Origin of the sequence: Streptomyces longwoodensis, assembly GCF_001514125.1 — a bacterium.
Lineage (GTDB): Bacteria > Actinomycetota > Actinomycetes > Streptomycetales > Streptomycetaceae > Streptomyces > Streptomyces longwoodensis.
In genome coordinates, this window is sequence record NZ_KQ948555.1 from 23780 (window position 1) to 42713 (window position 18934).

The window sequence follows — 18934 nt, forward strand, 5'->3', positions numbered from 1 at the left end:
CGCAGTCGTCGGGGACGTCGGGGGCGTCGGACATGGCTGATATCCCCCCGTTCATCTCATCCCCCGGCATAGCGTCGGAACAGACCGGAGACCCCGTGTCGCGGCGTCACGCCGGAGGGACCGAGACCGTTTTTCCTTCTACGTCACGCAACGGCGCGCGACAGGAGCCAGAGGACAATGCAGACCAAGCTGGACGAAGCCAAGGCCGAGCTGCTCGAGAGGGCCGCCCGGGTCGCTGAGAACAGCCCGGTCGGGGGGCACCTACCGACCGGGACGACGAGCGAGGGCAGCCCTGGCGCGCCGGACACCCCGGACGGCCCGGACGCCCCCGACCACGAGTCGGTGCTCTCGTTCCTCCAGCGCTACTACCTGCACACCGCCCCCGAGGACCTCGGTGACCGCGACCCGGTCGACGTGTTCGGCGCGGCGCTCTCGCACTACCGGCTCGCGGAGAACCGGCCGCAGGGCACCGCCAACGTGCGCGTGCACACCCCCACCGTCGAGGAGAACGGCTGGACGTGCAGCCACTCCGTGGTGGAGGTCGTCACCGACGACATGCCCTTCCTCGTCGACTCCGTGACCAACGAGCTGACCCGCCAGGGCCGCGGCATCCACGTCGTGATCCACCCGCAGTTCGTGGTGCGCCGGGACGTCACCGGCAAGCTGATCGAGGTGCTCGGCGCCCCGGCCGCGGCCGCCGGGCTGCCGCACGACGCGCACGTCGAGTCGTGGATCCACGTCGAGATCGACCGGGAGACCGACCGGTCCGACCTGAAGCAGATCACCGCCGACCTGCTGCGCGTCCTGTCCGACGTCCGCGAGGCCGTCGAGGACTGGGAGAAGATGCGCGACGCCGCGCTGCGGATCGCCGACGGCCTCCAGGAGGAGCCGGTCCCCGGCGACCTGCCCGGCCCCGACCTCGACGAGGCGCGCGAGCTGCTGCGCTGGCTGGCCGCCGACCACTTCACCTTCCTCGGCTTCCGCGAGTACCAGCTCCGCGAGGACGACTCGCTGGCCGCCGTGCCGGGCACCGGGCTGGGCATCCTTCGCTCCGACCCGCACCACGCCGACGACGAGAGCCACCCCGTCAGCCCGTCCTTCGAGCGGCTGCCCGCCGACGCCCGCGCCAAGGCCCGCGAGCACAAGCTGCTCGTGCTGACCAAGGCCAACAGCCGGGCCACCGTGCACCGGCCCTCGTACCTCGACTACGTCGGCGTGAAGAAGTTCGACGCGGACGGCAACGTCGTGGGCGAGCGGCGCTTCCTCGGACTGTTCTCCTCCGCCGCGTACACCGAGTCGGTGCTGCGGGTGCCCGTGGTGCGCCGCAAGGTCGAGGCCGTCCTCAAGGGCGCCGGGTTCTCGCCCAACAGCCACGACGGGCGCGACCTGCTCCAGATCATGGAGACCTACCCGCGCGACGAGCTGTTCCAGACGCCGGTCGGCGAGCTCCAGGCGATCGTCACCTCGGTGCTGTACCTCCAGGAGCGGCGCCGGCTGCGGCTGTACCTGCGCCAGGACGAGTACGGCCGCTACTACTCGGCGCTCGTCTACCTGCCCCGCGACCGGTACACCACCGGGGTGCGGCTGCGGATCATCGACATCCTCAAGGAGGAACTGGGCGGCGTCAGCGTCGACTTCACCGCCTGGAACACCGAGTCGATCCTGTCCCGGCTGCACTTCGTGGTCCGCGTCCCGCCGGGCACCGAGCTGCCGCAGCTCAGCGACAGCGACAAGGAGCGCATCGAGGCGCGGCTGGTCGAGGCCGCCCGGTCCTGGGCGGACGGGTTCGCCGAGGCGCTGAACGCCGAGCTCGGCGAGGAGCGTTCCGCGGAGCTGCTGCGCCGCTACCACCACGCCTTCTCCGAGGGCTACAAGGCCGACCACTCCCCGCGGGCGGCCGTCGCCGACCTGATCCACCTCGAACGGCTGGACCACGACAACGACTTCGCGCTCAGCCTGTACGAGCCGGTCGGCGCCGGCCCGGACGAGCGCCGCTTCAAGATCTACCGCAAGGGCGAGTCGATCTCGCTGTCCCGGGTGCTGCCCGTGCTGGCCCGCCTGGGCGTCGAGGTGATCGACGAGCGGCCGTACGAGCTGCGCTGCGCGGACCGCGCCAACGCCTGGATCTACGACTTCGGCCTGCGCATCCCGCGGGCGCTGCTCGCCAAGGCGGCCAACGGCGGCGACTACCTCGCCGACGACGCGCGCGAGCGGTTCCAGGAGGCGTTCGCCGCGACCTGGACCGGCCGGGCGGAGAACGACGGCTTCAACGCCCTGGTGCTCAGCGCCGGGCTGTCCTGGCGCCAGGCGATGGTGCTGCGCGCGTACGCGAAGTACCTGCGCCAGGCGGGGTCCACCTTCAGCCAGGACTACATGGAGGACACCCTCCGCAACAACGTCCACACCACCCGGCTGCTGGTCTCCCTGTTCGAGGCGCGGATGTCGCCGGACCGGCAGCGCGCCGGGCACGAGATCGTCGACGCGCTCCTGGAGGAGCTCGACGCGGCCCTGGACCAGGTGGCCTCGCTGGACGAGGACCGCATCCTGCGGTCGTTCCTCACGGTCATCAAGGCGACGCTGCGCACCAACTTCTTCCAGACCGCGTCGGACGGCGCGCCGCACGACTACGTGTCGATGAAGTTCGACCCGCAGGCCATCCCGGACCTGCCCGCGCCGCGCCCGGCGTTCGAGATCTGGGTGTACTCGCCGCGTGTGGAGGGCGTGCACCTGCGCTTCGGCAAGGTCGCGCGCGGTGGTCTGCGCTGGTCCGACCGGCGTGAGGACTTCCGCACCGAGATCCTCGGCCTGGTCAAGGCGCAGATGGTGAAGAACACCGTCATCGTGCCGGTCGGCGCCAAGGGCGGCTTCGTCGCCAAGCAGCTGCCCGACCCGGGCGTCGACCGCGACGCGTGGATGGCGGAGGGCATCGCCAGCTACCGGACCTTCATCTCGGCGCTGCTCGACATCACCGACAACATGGTGGCCGGCGAGGTCGTGCCCCCGGCCGACGTCGTACGGCACGACGAGGACGACACCTACCTCGTGGTCGCCGCCGACAAGGGCACCGCGACCTTCTCCGACATCGCCAACGAGGTCGCCGAGTCCTACGACTTCTGGCTCGGGGACGCCTTCGCCTCCGGCGGCTCGGCCGGCTACGACCACAAGGGCATGGGCATCACCGCGCGCGGTGCCTGGGAGTCGGTGAAGCGGCACTTCCGCGACATGGGCGTGAACACGCAGGCCGAGGACTTCACGGTGGTCGGCATCGGCGACATGTCCGGTGACGTGTTCGGCAACGGCATGCTGCTGTCGGAGCACATCCGCCTGGTCGCCGCCTTCGACCACCGGCACATCTTCCTCGACCCGTCCCCGGACGCGGCGACCTCGTACGCCGAGCGGCGCCGCCTGTTCGAGCTGCCGCGCTCCAGCTGGGCCGACTACGACACCGGCCTGCTGTCGGCCGGCGGCGGCGTCTTCCCGCGCACGGCCAAGTCGATCCCGCTCAACGGCCACGTCCGCGCGGCCCTCGGCATCGACGAGAAGGTCGCCAAGATGACCCCGGCCGACCTGATGAAGGCCATCCTGCGGGCGCCGGTCGACCTGCTGTGGAACGGCGGCATCGGCACGTACGTGAAGGCGTCGACGGAGTCCCACGCGGACGTCGGCGACAAGGCCAACGACGCCATCCGCGTCGACGGCGCCGACCTGCGCGCCAAGGTCGTCGGCGAGGGCGGCAACCTGGGCCTGACCCAGCTCGGCCGGATCGAGTTCGCGCTGCAGGGCGGCCGGATCAACACCGACGCCATCGACAACAGCGCGGGCGTGGACACCTCCGACCACGAGGTGAACATCAAGATCCTGCTCAACGGGCTGGTCTCGGACGGCGACATGACCGTCAAGCAGCGCAACAAGCTGCTCGCCGAGATGACCGACGAGGTCGGCCGTCTCGTCCTGCGCAACAACTACGCGCAGAACACGGCGATCGCCAACGCCCTCGCCCAGTCCCAGGACATGCTCCACGCCCAGCAGCGCTTCATGAAGCACCTGGTGCGCGAGGGCCACCTGGACCGGGCGCTGGAGTTCCTGCCCACCGACCGCCAGATCCGCGAGCGGCTCGCCGCCGGCCACGGTCTGACCGGACCGGAGACGGCCGTGCTGCTGGCGTACACGAAGATCACGGTGTCGGACGAGCTGCTGCACACCTCGCTGCCCGAGGACCCCTACCTGCGCGGGCTGCTCTACGCCTACTTCCCGACGGCGCTGCGCCAGGAGTTCGCCGAGCAGATCGAGAACCACCCGCTGCGCCGCGAGATCACCACGACCGTGCTGGTCAACGACACGGTCAACACGGGCGGTACGACGTACCTGCACCGGCTGCGCGAGGAGACCGGCGCCTCGCTGGAGGAGATCGTGCGGGCGCAGACCGCGGCCCGGGCGATCTTCCGCTCGGCGCCGGTGTGGGACGCGGTCGAGGCGCTGGACAACAAGGTCGAGGCGGAGGTGCAGACCCGGATCCGGCTGCACTCGCGGCGCCTGGTCGAGCGCGGCACGCGCTGGCTGCTCAACAACCGGCCGCAGCCGCTGCAGCTGGCCGAGACGGTGGAGTTCTTCTCCGAGCGCGTCGAGCAGGTCTGGCAGCAGCTGCCGAAGCTGCTGCGCGGCGCGGACCTGGACTGGTACCAGCAGATCCACGACGAGCTGACCGGCGCGGGCGTGCCGGACGAAGTCGCCACGCGCGTGGCCGGGTTCTCCTCCGCCTTCCCGACGCTGGACATCGTGTCGGTGGCCGACCGCATGGGCAAGGACCCGCTGGACGTCGCCGAGGTCTACTACGACCTCGCGGACCGGCTGCACATCACCCAGCTCATGGACCGCATCATCGAGCTGCCGCGCGCGGACCGCTGGCAGTCCATGGCCCGCGCCTCGATCCGCGAGGACCTGTACGCGGCCCACGCGGCGCTCACCGCGGACGTCCTGGCCGTCGGCAACGGCACCTCGACGCCCGCGCAGCGCTTCGCGGCGTGGGAGGAGCGCAACACGGCGATCCTGGGCCGGGCGCGCACGACGCTGGAGGAGATCCAGGGCTCGGAGACGTTCGACCTGGCGAACCTGTCGGTGGCGATGCGGACGATGCGCACCCTGCTGCGGACGCACTCGTAGGGGACACGACGAAGGGGCGCCCCGGGCCGTGTGGCCCGGGGCGCCCCTCTTCGTACCGTGCGCCGTGCGCCGTGCGGTCAGGCGGCCGTCGGCTTGGGCTTGGCGGCGGGCTTCTTCTTGGCGCCGGTGAACTCCTCGTACTCCTTGAGGACGTCCTCGGTGGGCCCGTCCATGCGCAGCTCGCCGCGCTCCAGCCACAGGGTGCGCTCGCAGGTGTCGCGGATCGCGGCGAGGCTGTGGCTGACCAGGAAGACCGTGCCGGCGTGCTCGCGCATCTCGCGGATGCGCTGGGCCGAGCGCGCCTGGAACTTGGCGTCGCCGGTGGCGAGGGCCTCGTCGATGAGCAGCACGTCGTGGTCCTTGGCGGCGGCGATGGAGAAGCGCAGCCGCGAGCCCATGCCGGAGGAGTAGGTGCGCATCGGCAGCGAGATGAAGTCGCCCTTCTCGTTGATGCCCGAGAAGTCGACGATCTCCTGGTAGCGCTCCTTGATCTGCTCGCGGGTCATGCCCATCGCGAGGCCGCCGAGGTAGACGTTGCGCTCGCCGGTCAGGTCGCCCATCAGGGCGGCGTTGACGCCGAGCAGGGAGGGCTGGCCGTCGGTGTAGATCTTGCCGCGCTCCACGGGGAGCAGGCCGGCGACGGCCTTGAGCAGGGTGGACTTGCCGGAGCCGTTGGTGCCGATCAGGCCGACGGCCTCGCCCTTGTAGGCGACGAACGACACGTTCTTCACGGCGTGCACCGTGCGGGTGCCGGCGGCCTTCTGGGCCTGCCCGGGCCGCAGGATGCGGTTGAGCGCGGCGGTCGCCGAACCCCGGCCGCTGCCGGTGCCGTTGATGCGGTAGACGATGTCGACGCCGTCGGCGATGACGGTGGGGATCCGCTCGTCGGTGAGCGCGGTGTTGTCAGCCACGGCCGTACGTCTCCTCAGCCTTCCAGAAGTAGATGAAGCCGCCGACGCCCGCGAGGACCGCCCAGCCCACGGCCCAGGCCCACACGTGCGGGGGCAGCTGACTGGCGTGGAAGCTGTCGATGAGGGCGAAGCGCATCAGGTCGATGTAGACCGCGGCGGGGTTGGCCCGCAGCACGTCGTCGAGCCAGACCGGCCAGCCGTGGTGCTGCTTGAGCAGGTTGTCGATGCTCCACATGACGCCCGAGACGTACATCCAGGTGCGCAGGATGAACGGCATCAGCTGGGCGATGTCCGGGGTCTTGGCGCCGATCCGGGCCAGGACCATCGACGCGCCGGCGTTGAAGACGAACTGGAGCGTCAGGACGGGGATCACGAGGACCCAGGACACGGCCGGCGGCACCCCGACGATGAACAGGATGAGCACCAGCGCGGCCATGGAGAACAGCAGCTGCTGCAGCTGCTGGAGGCAGAAGGAGATCGGCAGCGCGGCCCGCGGGAAGTGCAGGGCGCGGACCAGGCCGATGCTGCCGGAGATGGCGCGCGTGCCGGTCATGATCGAGGTCTGCGTGAACGTCCACACGAACACGCCCGTGACCAGGAACGGGATGTAGTCCGGGACGCCCCGCTTGGTGCCGAGCAGCACACCGAAGATGAAGTAGTACACGGCCGCGTTCAGCAGCGGCGTCATGACCTGCCAGAGCTGGCCGAGCTTCGCCTGGCTGTACTGGGCGGTGAGCTTGGCGGTGGCGAAGGCGGTGATGAAGTGCCGGCGGGCCCAGAGCTGGCGGATGTACTCGGGCAGCGGCGGACGCGCGCCGCTGACCGAGAGACCGTGGCGGGCCGCGAGGGCCGCCAGATCCTCTTGGGCGGCCGTCGGGCTGGGCGGTGTGTCGAGTACCTGGCTCACATCCGCTGCTTTCACTCGGGGGTGGGGGTGCGTCCGGCGCCGGCCCGGCGTTCCTACGTTCTCTTGACGTGTTCTTTACGTCGGGACGGGTCCGTATCGTCGTATCGGAGCGTAGGCCCAGTGGGCGTCGGTACGCAACCGTTTCGACGTTACGAGGACGTCAGAACGCTACCGTATCGTCGTGATCTTGGCGACAGGACGGGACCGTATCGTCGCAACGCCCTATGCTGGGGCGCATGACGACCAACGCCGACGGACCCCAGACGCGTCCGCGCCGCCGGACCCCCGCCGGAGCGGCCGTGCTGCGCGAGGACGTGACGGAGGCCATCCGGGCGGCCGTGTTCGAGGAGCTCGCGTCCGTCGGCTACGCCCGGATGTCGATCGAGGGCATCGCCCGCCGGGCCGGCGTCGGCAAGACCGCGGTCTACCGCCGCTGGCGCTCCAAGCTGCACCTGGTCCTGGACGTCGTGTCGGCCATCGCGGTGCAGGGGCTGCCCGCGCCGGAGACCGGCAGCCTGGAGGGCGACCTGCGGGTGCTGTACGAGGTGACGTCCCGGGCGCTGCGCCACCCCGTGGCCTCGCAGATCATCCCCGACCTCCAGGCGGAGGCGGCCCGCAACCCCGACATCGCCGAGGCCATGCAGAAGACGCTGCGCGAGGGGCAGGAGGGCGTCGCGGTGAAGATCCTCGCGGCGGCCGCGCGGCGCGGCGAGATCAGCGCCGGCGCCCACGACGAGCTGGCCCTGGACATCATCTCGGGCCCGCTGTACTGGCGCTCCGTGGTGATCCGCAGCCCCAAGCTCCCCAAGGGCTACCTGGGCGCCCTGGCCCGCGCGACGGCGGGGGCCCTCAAGGCTCTCTGACCCCGCGGCCGCACGCGCTCGCAGCCGGGTGCGGTCAGGACTCCTCCGCCGCCGCGTCCAGCGCCCGCGTGAGGACGTCCAGCCGGTCGCGCAGGTCGCGGATCTCCTCGACGTCGAGGTCCGTCGCCGCGACGATGCGCCGCGGCACCTGCTCCGCCCGCTCGCGCAGCTCCGCGCCCTGGCGGGTCGGCCGCACCACCACCGAGCGCTCGTCGCGGGCGCTGCGCTCGCGCACCACCAGGCCGGCCGCCTCCAGCCGCTTCAGCAGCGGGGACAGCGTGCCGGAGTCCAGTCGCAGGTGCTCGCCCAGCTTCTTGACGGGCAGCTCGCCCTCCTCCCAGAGCACCAGCATCACCAGGTACTGCGGGTAGGTCAGCCCGAGGTCCTTGAGGACCACGCGGTAGACGCCGTTGAAGGCGCGCGAGGCGGCGTGCAGGGAGAAGCAGATCTGGCGGTCCAGGCGCAGCCAGTTCTCCCCGCCGGGGGCGGCGGTGTCGGTGGCCGGGGCGGACGTGGACGTCGGGGTCATGCCCTCAAGAGTAGCTCCGCCCGGCCTGATTGGTTGTGCACAATTTAATTGTGTGCTCTACTGGTGGTCGTGCGGGGCCACCGGGCCCCCGGGCCGGACCCCGGCCCACGCCGACTCGAGAGGGATGGTTCTTCCATGGACGCGCTCTACACCGCCGTCGCCACCGCCACCCACGGCCGGGAGGGCCGCGCCGTCTCCTCCGACGGCACACTCGACCTCGCGCTCGCCGCGCCGCCGGAGCTGGGCGGCAACGGTCAGGGCACCAACCCCGAGCAGCTGTTCGCCGCCGGGTACGCGGCCTGCTTCGGCAGCGCCCTCGGCCTCGTCGGCCGCCAGGCCAAGGTCGACGTCACCGACGCCGCCGTCACCGCCGAGGTCGGCATCGGCAAGCAGGGCGAGGGCTTCGGCCTGAAGGTGACGCTGCGCGTCGAGCTGCCCGAGACGGTGGACGAGGCCACCGGCCGCAAGCTGGTCGAGCAGGCCCACCAGGTCTGCCCCTACTCCAACGCCACCCGGGGCAACATCGACGTCGACCTCGTCATCGAGTAGTCCCCACCCCCGGCGGAGAGCGGCACCGGGTCAGCCGACCCGGGCCAGCACCTCCCCGGTGCGCCGGCTCCAGTCGACCACCACCGCCTCCGGGGGCACCGGGCGCCACCGCGTCAGCAGCAGCCAGCGCACCCGGTAGCGGCGGACGACCGCGACCCGCTCGGTGCGGGTCGAGGCGGGCGAGAGGTAGGCCCGCACGTCCGCCACCCGCCGCAGCCGCTCCCGCTCGTCGAGGGCGGCGTCCGGCCAGGCGGGCGCCGCGAGGTCCGGCCCGTACCCGGCGATCGCGTGGACCGCGTAGTACCCGTCGGTGATCACCGCCTCGCCGGGCCGGATGTGCCGCGCCGCCCAGTCGTACGACGGCCAGCGCGGCGGCTGCTCGAAGCCGACCGGGTCCAGCGAGCGCGGCACGACCGCCCCGGCCTGCACGGTCAGGAACCCGGTGCAGGCCGCCACCGCCGCGAGGGCCCCGAGCACCCTGCGCCCCGGCCGCCACGGCCGGGGCGCCGCCAGTTCCACCGCCAGGGCGAACTGCGGCGCCACCAGCGTCAGCCCGAGGATCCGGCCGTACGTGTAGTGCCCGCTCACGTAGCCGTACGCCACCACCAGGCAGTCGGCGGCGAACATCAGCACCAGCGGGTCCCGCGCCGAGCGGCGCGCTCGCGCCCACAGCGCCGGCAGCCCGGCCAGCGCCAGCCAGAAGTGGCCGGTGAGCCCGTCGTACAGCCGCCGGTGCATCGCGTCGACGCTGTCGTCCCCGGCGAGCCCCAGCACGTCGAAGTACGGCCACGCCGCGGCCACGGCCAGTGCCACCCCGGCCGTCAGCGCCCAGCGCAGCACCACCCCGCCGCCCCCGCCGCGCTGCCACCCGGCGACCAGGGCCAGCGCGCCCAGCACCGCCGCCACCGCCGTGATCGGGTGCACCAGCAGGACCAGCCCGTACAGCGTGCCCAGCGCCGCGAACCCGGCCAGGCCGCGCAGCCCGCTCGGCCCCACGAACCGCACCCGGCGCGGGTCCCGCGCCCGCTCGCCGGTCAGCGCCCACGCCCAGAAGGCCAGCCCGATGGCGAAGGTGGAGGGGTAGCCGAGGTTGCCGGTCATCGACATCAGGCCCAGGTAGCCGCTCCACCAGGCCCGCTCGGTGCCCCACAGCAGGGTCATCGCGGCCAGCGCCAGCACCGGCGCCCACGGCCGCGGGGTGAGCACCCGCACGAACCGGCCGATCCCCGTCAGCAGCACCAGCAGGTTCACCGGCCCGGCGACCCGCAGCACCTGCCAGCCGCCGAGGCCGGTCAGCCGGGCGAAGGCGCCCTCGGCCACCGCGTACGGCGAGTAGTACGGGCTGCCCGCGCCCTGCAGGTCGGCCATGGGGTGACGGGGGGCCAGCAGGTGCGCCTTCAGCCGCTCCACGACCGCCGCGTGCTGGCCGGCGTCGCAGCACAGCGGGACCCGCCAGTACGCCAGCGTCATCACCAGGAAGAACAGGAACCCGACGGCCTGGTACGGGCTCGGCCGCCGGATCCGGCCGCCGCGCAGCGCCGTCGCACCGCGCGCCACCCGGCGCGTGAGCACACCGGTGGCCGCACCGCTCGGGCCGCTCATCGGACTGCGGGGATCAGGGACATCAGGGGCATTGGCCGTATGTTCCCGCCGGGGTCAACGGCCTTGCCCTCCGTCACCTCATCGAGTGAGCCCGTCCGGACGCAGGGCCCCGCGATGCCCGGCGGTGGCGTGCCGTCCGGTGGTGGCGTGCCGTCCGGCCCCTCACCGCGCCGCCCCGAGCGCGGCGCCCTCCCGCCGTTCCCGGGCCGGGCCCGGCACCCGGCCCCGCGCCACGGGCCGCAGCAGCAACGGCAGGCCCAGCACCGGCAGCAGCCACGCCAGGACGATCAGCCGGTCGCCCCAGATGGCGATGTCGGGGTGGCCGGCCTGGGTGAGGAACCCGGTCCCGGCCGCCGCCACCACCAGCACCCCGAACGCCCGGTCCCGCCGCAGCGCACCCCACGCCCCGCCCGCCAGCGCCGCCACGAACAGTGGCTCCCACAGCTGCCGCCGGGCCCACTCGATCCAGAAGTTGAGCTGGAGCCGGAAGAACTCCGGCCACGGGTGCAGCCGGTCCGGGCGGGAGAAGTGGGCGGTGAGCAGGTCCTGCACGCTGTCCGCCTCGGACGGGTAGTGCAGCAGCCGCGCCAGAAGCAGCGTGCCCAGCACCCCGCAGCCACCCGCCACCGCCAGCGCCCGGTACGGGCGCGACCCGCGCCGCCGAGCCATCACGAGCAGCGCGCCGGCCGCCAGGCACAGCCCCAGGAACAGGGCCTGCGAGTGCTTCACCGCGAACAGGGCCGCCAGCGCCCCGCCCACCAGCCACACCCCGGCCCGCACCCGCCCCGACACCGCCAGGGCGCAGCCCCACAGCGCGGCCAGGGTCAGCGCCAGCATCAGGCCCTCGGTCATCGGCCGCATCGCGGTCGCCCCGCACGGCAGCACGTAGTACAGGCCCTGGCCGGTCAGGCACGCCCACGGGGGCGCCCCGCGGGTGCGCAGCACCAGGAACGCCAGCACCCCGCCCGCGACGGTCACCGCCACCCCGGCCGCCCACAGTCCCCACGTCACCCCGAACACGGTGACGAACGGCACCAGGAACACCGGGTAGCCGGGCCGCACCTCGAAGATCCGCATGAACCGCTCCGGCATGAACGGCACGGTGTGCCCGCCGGTCTGGCCCGCCTCCAGCCGGGCGTCGACCCTGCGCCACTCCGCCGCCCGGCACTCGGCCATGATCCGGGGGGTGGGGTCGCCGCGGTGGAAGCGGACCACGTCCACGTTCTGCCGGCGCACCGCGATCGCGGCCCGCCCCGCGCACGCGTAGTCGATGGTGGCGGCCGCCGCGGCCCGCTTGTCGTCGCCGCGCAGCGACAGGGCGTAGGCCAGGTAGTTCTTGGTGTCGGGGGTGTCCCGGCCGGTGACGTTCGCGAGCTGGGACAGCGCGAACAGCGCGGCCAGCACCAGCATCCAGACGCGCGGCCCGCGCTGCCCGCTCACCTGGCGGCGAGCAGGTCGCCGCCGACCGCGGGACCCGGCACCCGGACCGCGCCGCCCGGCTCGGGCATCCGCTCGCCGAGCAGCAGCGTCCGCACGACCCGTTCGGCGGCGCGGCCGTCGTCGTACGCGCAGAACCGGGACCGGAAGGCCGCCCGCAGCCGGGCCGACTCCTCGTCGCGCCAGGAGCCCGAGGCGAACAGCCGGACCAGCTCGTCCTGGGAGCGCGTGACGTGGCCGGGCGGCTCGGCGGTGATGTCGAAGTAGGCGCCCCGGCTCGCCGTGTACGCCGGCCAGTCGTCGGCGTGGACCACGACCGGCCGGTCCAGGTGGGCGTAGTCGAACATCAGGGCCGAGTAGTCGGTGACCAGGACGTCCGCGGCGAGCATCAGGTCCTCCACGTGCGGCTCGTCGGTGGCGTCCACGACGACCCCGCGCCGGTGCAGCTCGGACAGGCCCATGCCGCGCGCCGGGCCGGTCGCCAGGGACGGGTGCAGCCGCACCACCAGGGTGTGCCCCTCGCCCAGGCCGGCGGCGAGGCGGGCCAGGTCGAGCCGCTCGACGTGGCCGCCGCGCCGGTACTCGCGGCGGGTCGGCGCGTACAGCACCACCGTGTGGCCCTCGGGCACGCCGAGGCGGGCGCGCACCGCGCGGGCCCGGTCCCGCGGCGGGTCCACCAGGACGTCGTTGCGGGGGCTGCCCGAGCGCACCGAGGTGAAGTGGCAGGGGTAGGCCCGCTCCCACACCAGCTCCGAATGCTCGTTGGCGACCAGGCTGTAGTCCCAGCGGTCGGCGCGGCGCAGCATCTGCGGCACGTCCACGCCGAGCCGCGCGCCGGGCTTGTCCAGCAGGTCGGCCCCCATGTACTTCAGCGGGGTGCCCTGGTGGGTGTGCACGTGCACGCTGCCCGCGCGCTTGGCCAGGGAGCCGGGCCAGTTGACGTTGTTGACGAAGTACGTGGCCCGCGCGGCCAGCCGCCGGTACGCGGGGGAGTCCAGCAGGACGTGCTCCACACCGGCGGGGAGCCGCGCGGCCGTCTCCGCGTCGCGCACCACCCACACCCCGCGCAGCTGCGGGGCGATCTCGCGGGCCTTGTGGTAGATCGCGGCCGGGTCGCCCAGCACGCCCCGGTGGGAGAACGCCGAGTACAGCACCAGGTGCGGGTCCAGCGGGCGCCGCGCCTGCACGGCCGTCAGCCCCCGGTACACCCGGGCCCCGGCCGCGACGCGGGCCTGCGCCCCGCGCCGGGCCAGCTCCCGCCCGGCCCGCCCGGCCTGCCGGCGCACCCGGTAGGCCGCGTACGGGCCGCGCAGCACGCGCAGGTCGGCGGGGAAGGGCTCCCCGGCCGGCCGGTGGCGGCGCATCAGCTCGGCGGTGCGGCGGAAGAACTCGCCCTTGTCGCCGGGCGGCAGCCGGTCCGGCTTGGACAGGATGTCCAGGCAGTGCTCGCCCATCTTGCGGTGCAGGTAGGGCCGCCAGGACGCCAGCTCCGGGCGGGAGCCGACGAAGGCGAAGACCCGCTCGTACTGGTCGTGGATGTCGAAGTGCTTGCGGCTGGTGGTGGACAGGATGTTGCCCTGCCGGCGCTGCCGGTAGTTCAGGCAGATCCGGTCGAGCGTCGCGATCCGCCCGGCGCTGAGCATCACCGGGAACGTCCACGGGGTGTCCTCGTAGTAGCCCGGCGGGAACGCGAAGCCGTGTTCCTCGACGAAGGAGCGCCGGTACACCTTGTTCCACACGACCATCAGCAGGTCGAGGATCTCGGGCCGCTCGGCGGCGGTGAACGTCGCGTCGGTCGCGGACAGCAGCTCGGCGAGGGCGTTGCGGCGGGTGCCGCCCCACCAGTAGGTGCGGGCGTAGTCGAAGACCAGCACGTCCGGGTTGCCGGCCTCGTCGAGGCGGTCGGCCAGCGCGGCGAGCGCGCCCGGGGTGAGGGTGTCGTCGCTGTCCAGGAAGAACAGGTAGTCGCCGGTGGCGTGCGGCATCCCGGCGTTGCGGGCCCGGCCGAGGCCCGCGTTCTCCGGCAGGTGCAGGGCCGTCACGCGCGGGTCGCGGGCCGCGTACTCGTCGAGGATCGCGCCGCAGGCGTCGGGCGAGCGGTCGTCCACGGCGATCACCTCGACGTCCCGGAAGGACTGCTCCAGGACCGAGTCGAGGCATTCGCGCAGGAAGCCCTGCACCTTGAAACAGGGGACGATGATGCTGAAGCGGGGCACTGCGGGGGTCAGCTCCTTAGGAGGTGTCCTGTGAGGGGGGCGGCGGCGGGGGCCGGGACGCGTTCGGTGAGTGGGCGCACGGGCGCGATCGCCTCCGGGGGCTCGCCGAGCAGCACCCGGCGCACCACGCGCTCGGCGGCCCGGCCGTCGTCGAACTGGCAGAAACGGGCGCGGAAGGCGGCCCGCAGCTCCGCCGAGGCCGGGCCCGCGTACGAGCCGTCGGCGAAGACCCGCGCCAGCTCCTCGGGTGTGCGGGCGACGGGGCCGGGCGGGGCCGCCATGAGGTCGAAGTAGACGCCCCGCGTCTCGGTGTAGACGTCCCAGTCGTCGGCGTACACGACGATCGGGCGGTCCAGGTTGGCGTAGTCGAACATGATCGACGAGTAGTCGGTGACCAGCGCGTCGGCGGCCAGGCACACCTCCTCGGAGGAGCGGTGCCCGGTGACGTCGATGATCCGCCCGGAGCCGCGGGCGCCGCCGCCGTCGTAGAAGTAGTGGGCGCGCAGCAGCACCACCACGTCCTCGCCGGCCGCCGCGCAGAACGCCTCCAGGTCCAGGCCCGGCTCGAAGCCGGTGTGGTGGTCGCGGTGGGTCGGCGCGTACAGCACGGCGACCTTGCCCTCCGGCACGCCCAGCGCGCGGCGGGCCCGGGCGACGTCGTCGGCGGTCGCCGTGTAGAAGACGTCGTTGCGCGGGTAGCCGTACTCCAGCTGCTCGTAGGAGCCGGGGAAGGCGCGCTCCCACATCTGCGTGGAGTGGGAGTTGGACGACAGGTTGTAGTCCCAGCGGTCCACCCGGCCGAGCAGCTTGGTGAAACTGCCGGTCGCCGCGGCCACCACCGGGTACGTCGACTGGTCGACGCCCATCTTCTTCAGCGGGGTGCCGTGCTGGGTCTGCACGTGGACGCTGCCGGGCCGCTTGACCACGCCCTCCGCGAAGTTGGCGTTGTTGACGAGGTACTTCGCCCGGGCCAGCAGCCGCCAGGCGCGGCGGCTGCCGAGCACGGCGTGGTCGACGCCCGCCGGCATCGTGTGCGCCTGGTCGGCCTCGACGAGGAACACCGACCGCACGTGCGGGGCGAGTTCGGCCGCCCGGGCGTGGATCGCGGCCGGGCTGCACGCGTAACCGCGGCCCCAGTAGGCGCAGTACACGGCCAGTTCCGGGTCGAGCGGGCGGCGCAGCTGGAGCCGGTAGTACAGGCGGGTGCGCAGCCCGCGCGGGCGGGGCGCGCGCTCGGCGAGCGCCGCCGCCCGGTGCTGGGCGCCCCGCAGCGCCAGGAACGCGCCGTACGCGCCCGTCGCGAGGAGCCGCTGCTGCACGCCCTGTTTGCCGCCCGGCGGCCGGTACCCGGCGGGCCGGTGGCGGCGGTAGAGCCGGCTCGCGCGCCGGAAGTAGGACCGGCGCAGCCCGGACGGCAGCCGGCTGGGGTGGGCGGCGGTCTTCAGCACCGCCGCGAACAGCTGCCCGAACAGCGCGGCCGCCCGCTCCGGGGCGAGGCCCGCCTCCGCCGCCCGCGTCAGCACCAGCTCGGTGCGGTCCAGGAGTTCGGTGTGGTGCCCGCCCGGCGCGTGCAGCCGGCTGCCCTGCCGGCGCAGCAGGTGCCGTACGACGACGCGGCGCAGCACGGCGATCCGCTCGGCGTGCAGGGTGACCAGGCCGCCGAACCCGGTGTCCGTGAAGTGCCCCTCGGGGAAGGTGAGGTGGTGCTCTGCGAGGAACGCCCGCCGGTAGGCCGTGCCCCACGCCGGGAGCTGCACGCCGGTCACCGCGGGCGCCTCGGCGGGCGCGAACGCCTGCCGGGGGGCGCGGGCCAGCAGCGGGGCGGCCGGGTTGACCGGCTCGCCCTCCCACCAGGGGACGCGCTCGTGCTCGGCGTACAGCACGTCCACCTCGCCGGTCTCCGCCAGCCGGGCGGCCAGCGCGGCCAGCGCGCCCGGGGCGAGCGTGTCGTCGCCGTCGAGGAACAGCACGTAGGCGCCGGTCGCGGCGCGCAGCCCGGTGTTGCGGGCCCCGCTCAGCCCGGCGGACGGCGGCGAGTGCACCGGGCGCACCCGGGCGTCCCGGGCGGCGTACCCGGCGGCGAGGGTCGCGGCGGGGGCACCGGGGCCGTCACAGACCGGGATCAGCTCCAGGTCGCCGAACGACTGGGCGAGGACGGAGTCCAGCGCCAGGGACAGCCGGCCCGCGACCCCATGGGACGGGACGATGATGCTGAAGCGGGGCATCGCGATCTTTCTCTGCTCGAATCGGTCGGGCCGGCCGGTGCCGCGGCTCACGCCGTACGGCGGCCGGGGCGGCCCGTCGGCCGCCAGGTGGACGGCCGGGTGGGGGTCGGCCGCGACGTGCTGGGGCGCATCGGAACTCCCGGGAGGCAAACGGCGTTCAGCGCCGGTCGGTGACGGACAGACGGCCGGCGGGTTGGGGCACGGTGGTGAGCGGCGAGCGCTCCGGGTGGGCCGCCGGCGGCGCGGGGCGCCGCTCGGCGAGCGGCACGACCGGCGGCAGGGCGCTCTCCGGCTCGCCCAGCACCACGCGCCGCACCACGCGCTCGGCGGCGCGCCCGTCGTCGTACGGGCAGAAGCGCGCGCGGAACGCCGCCCGCAGCCGCTCGCTGCGCGCGTCGCACCAGCGGCCCGTCGCGAAGACGTCGATCAGCTCGTCCTCGCTGTGCGCGACCGCGCCGGGCGGGCACGTCCGCACGTCGAAGTAGGTGCCGCGGGCCGCCTCGTACGCCTCCCAGTCGCCGGTGTGCAGCACGATCGGCCGGTCCAGGCCGGCGTAGTCGAACATGATCGACGAGTAGTCGGTGAGCAGGGCGTCCGAGGCCAGGCACAGCTCCTCGACGTTCGGGTGGCCGCTGACGTCGAGGACCCGCGGGTCCGTGCCGAGGGGGCCGTCCTGCCAGTAGTGGGCGCGGGCCAGCACCACGAAGCGGGGGCCCAGCCGGCGCAGCACCCGGTCCAGGTCGAGTGCGGGGCGCTGGGTGCGGCGGTAGTCGCGGTGGGTCGGCGCGTACAGGACCGCCACCGTGTCGGGGGCGAGGCCGAGCGCGGCGCGCGCCCGGGCCACGTCCTGGTCGGTGGCCCGCTGGAAGACGTCGTTGCGGGGGTAGCCGTACTCCAGCGTCTCGTAGCCGCCGGGGTAGACCCGCTCCCAGGTCAGGGTGGTGTGCCGGTTGGCGGACAGCACGTAGTCCCACTTGTCGACGCCCCGCAGCAGCTCGGCGAAGTCGGTGTCGCGGGCCGCGGCGGGGCGCTCCTGGAGGTCCAGGCCCATGTGCTTGAGCGGGGTGCCGTGCTGGGTCTGCACGAACACCTGCCCGGGCCGCTTGACCAGCCGCCGGTCGAAGTTGACGTTGTTGACCAGGTACCGGGAGCGGGCCAGCGCCGTCCAGTACGCGGCCGTGCCAGGGGTGAGCCGCTCGGTGCCCGCCGGAATGGTGTCCTGGTGCTCGGGCCGCGCGATCCACGCGGTGCGTACGTGCGGGGCGTGCGCGCGGACCGCTGCCTCCAGGGCGGCCGGGTTGCAGCCGTAGCCGCGGTTCCAGTAGGCGGCGAAGACGGCCCGGTCGGCGCGCAGCGGCAGCCGCAGCTGCACGCGGTAGTGCGCCTGCAGGGCCGCCGCGCGCACGGCGCGCGCCGACCGCGCGGCGAAGCGGCGCGTCCACCCGGCCAGCGCCGTCGCCCGCCGCACCACCCGGTACGTGCGGTGCAGGCCGCCCTCGACCAGGGCGTGCCGCAGCCGTGAGCGCAGCGGCACGCGGGCGCCGGGGACCCGGTGGCGCCGGCAGTGGGCGCGGGCCCGGCGCAGGAACGCGGCACGCGCGTTACGCGGGAGCCGGCCCGGCCGGATGAACACGGTGGACAGGTGGTCGACCATGCGGCGGTACAGCACCGGCCGCCAGTGGGCCAGTTCGGGCCGCTGGTCCAGGAACGCGAAGACCCGGTCGTACTGGTCGAAGACGTCGAAGTGCCGCCGGCTGGTGGTGGACAGGATGCTGCCCCGGCGCTGGCGGTAGTGCACGCAGACCCGGTCCAGCGTGGCGATCGACCCGGCCGCCATCAGCACCGGGTACGTCCACGGGGTGTCCTCGTAGTAGCCGGGCGGGAAGGCCAGGTGCTCGCGCGTGACGAAGTCCCGCCGGTACGCCTTGTTCCAGGCGACCATCAGCACCCGCAGCAGGCCCGGGCGGTCCTGGAGCCGGAAGGGGGCCGGGCCGCCCTCGGCGAGCTGCGCCGCGAACCGGTTGCGCACCGTCTCGCCCGTCCAGTACGTCTGCGCGAAGTCGTAGACCAGGACGTCCGGTTCGCCGGTCTCCTTCAGCCGGTCGGCGATCGCCAGCAGGGTGTCCGGGGTGAGCGTGTCGTCGCTGTCGAGGAACAGCAGGTAGTCACCGGTCGCCTCGGCGATCCCGGCGTTGCGGGCGCGGCCCAGGCCGGTGTTCTCGGACAGGTGCAGCGGCCTGACCCGGGGGTCACGGGCGGCGAACTCGTCGATGATCTCGCCGCAGGCGTCCGGCGAGCAGTCGTCGACGGCGATCAGCTCGAGGTCGGGGTACGACTGGGACAGCACCGATTCGAGGCACTCGTGCAGGTACGCCTGAACCTGGTACGCGGGGACGATGACACTGAACCTGGGCAAGGGGACATCCATGGGTCGGCGCGGGCGTTCGGCCCGCCAACGGCCAATGGAGTGACGTGGTTACGCTTTCTGCGGCATACGGGGGAAGCGGGGGTGAACGACGGGGGGCGCGCCGGTGT

The 18934-nt window shown here is 73.5% G+C and carries 11 protein-coding genes; 3 read left to right on the top strand and 8 right to left on the bottom strand.

The genetic code is table 11. The annotated features are described in order from the left end of the window. Positions 1 to 177: 177 nt before the first annotated feature. Complete coding sequence (locus tag AQJ30_RS19990) at positions 178 to 5160, top strand: NAD-glutamate dehydrogenase (protein WP_067235863.1); 4983 nt, start codon at positions 178 to 180, stop codon at positions 5158 to 5160. A gap of 77 nt (positions 5161 to 5237) precedes the next feature. On the opposite strand, the gene AQJ30_RS19995 is transcribed toward AQJ30_RS19990, so the two are convergent. Next, positions 5238 to 6071 (bottom strand): ABC transporter ATP-binding protein, encoded by an 834-nt coding sequence (locus AQJ30_RS19995; RefSeq protein ID WP_067235866.1) that lies wholly within the window; start codon positions 6069 to 6071, stop codon positions 5238 to 5240. After that, on the bottom strand, positions 6064 to 6978 hold the full coding sequence (locus AQJ30_RS20000; protein WP_067235868.1) for an ABC transporter permease: 915 nt from the start codon (positions 6976 to 6978) through the stop codon (positions 6064 to 6066). The genes AQJ30_RS19995 and AQJ30_RS20000 overlap by 8 nt, the downstream gene beginning before the upstream one ends. Positions 6979 to 7214: 236 nt before the next feature. Between AQJ30_RS20000 and AQJ30_RS20005 the strand changes: the two genes are divergently transcribed. Continuing rightward, positions 7215 to 7841 (top strand): TetR/AcrR family transcriptional regulator, encoded by a 627-nt coding sequence (locus AQJ30_RS20005; protein WP_067236556.1) that lies wholly within the window; start codon positions 7215 to 7217, stop codon positions 7839 to 7841. A gap of 34 nt (positions 7842 to 7875) precedes the next feature. Here the strand turns inward: AQJ30_RS20005 and AQJ30_RS20010 are convergent, their stop codons facing one another. Further along, entirely contained in the window at positions 7876 to 8370 is a 495-nt protein-coding gene (locus AQJ30_RS20010) for a MarR family winged helix-turn-helix transcriptional regulator (protein WP_067235871.1), read from the bottom strand. A 135-nt stretch (positions 8371 to 8505) separates the two neighbouring features. Here AQJ30_RS20010 and AQJ30_RS20015 point away from each other — a divergent pair, with 135 nt between their 5' ends. Next, positions 8506 to 8919: an organic hydroperoxide resistance protein gene (locus AQJ30_RS20015; RefSeq protein WP_067235873.1), complete on the top strand. Its 414-nt coding sequence runs from the start codon at positions 8506 to 8508 to the stop codon at positions 8917 to 8919. A gap of 30 nt (positions 8920 to 8949) precedes the next feature. Here the strand turns inward: AQJ30_RS20015 and AQJ30_RS20020 are convergent, their stop codons facing one another. The 5 genes from AQJ30_RS20020 to AQJ30_RS20040 form a co-directional block, all read right to left on the bottom strand. After that, complete coding sequence (locus AQJ30_RS20020) at positions 8950 to 10521, bottom strand: hypothetical protein (RefSeq protein WP_067235875.1); 1572 nt, start codon at positions 10519 to 10521, stop codon at positions 8950 to 8952. A 162-nt stretch (positions 10522 to 10683) separates the two neighbouring features. After that, entirely contained in the window at positions 10684 to 11931 is a 1248-nt protein-coding gene (locus tag AQJ30_RS20025; RefSeq protein ID WP_067235877.1) for a hypothetical protein, read from the bottom strand. A 26-nt stretch (positions 11932 to 11957) separates the two neighbouring features. After that, positions 11958 to 14174 (bottom strand): bifunctional glycosyltransferase/CDP-glycerol:glycerophosphate glycerophosphotransferase, encoded by a 2217-nt coding sequence (locus AQJ30_RS20030; protein ID WP_067235880.1) that lies wholly within the window; start codon positions 14172 to 14174, stop codon positions 11958 to 11960. Positions 14175 to 14182: 8 nt separating this feature from the next. Next, a complete protein-coding gene (locus AQJ30_RS20035) occupies positions 14183 to 16399 on the bottom strand; it encodes a bifunctional glycosyltransferase/CDP-glycerol:glycerophosphate glycerophosphotransferase (protein WP_067236559.1) in 2217 nt (738 codons plus the stop codon). A gap of 157 nt (positions 16400 to 16556) precedes the next feature. Beyond that, on the bottom strand, positions 16557 to 18815 hold the full coding sequence (locus AQJ30_RS20040; protein ID WP_067235883.1) for a bifunctional glycosyltransferase/CDP-glycerol:glycerophosphate glycerophosphotransferase: 2259 nt from the start codon (positions 18813 to 18815) through the stop codon (positions 16557 to 16559). Positions 18816 to 18934 lie beyond the last annotated feature (119 nt).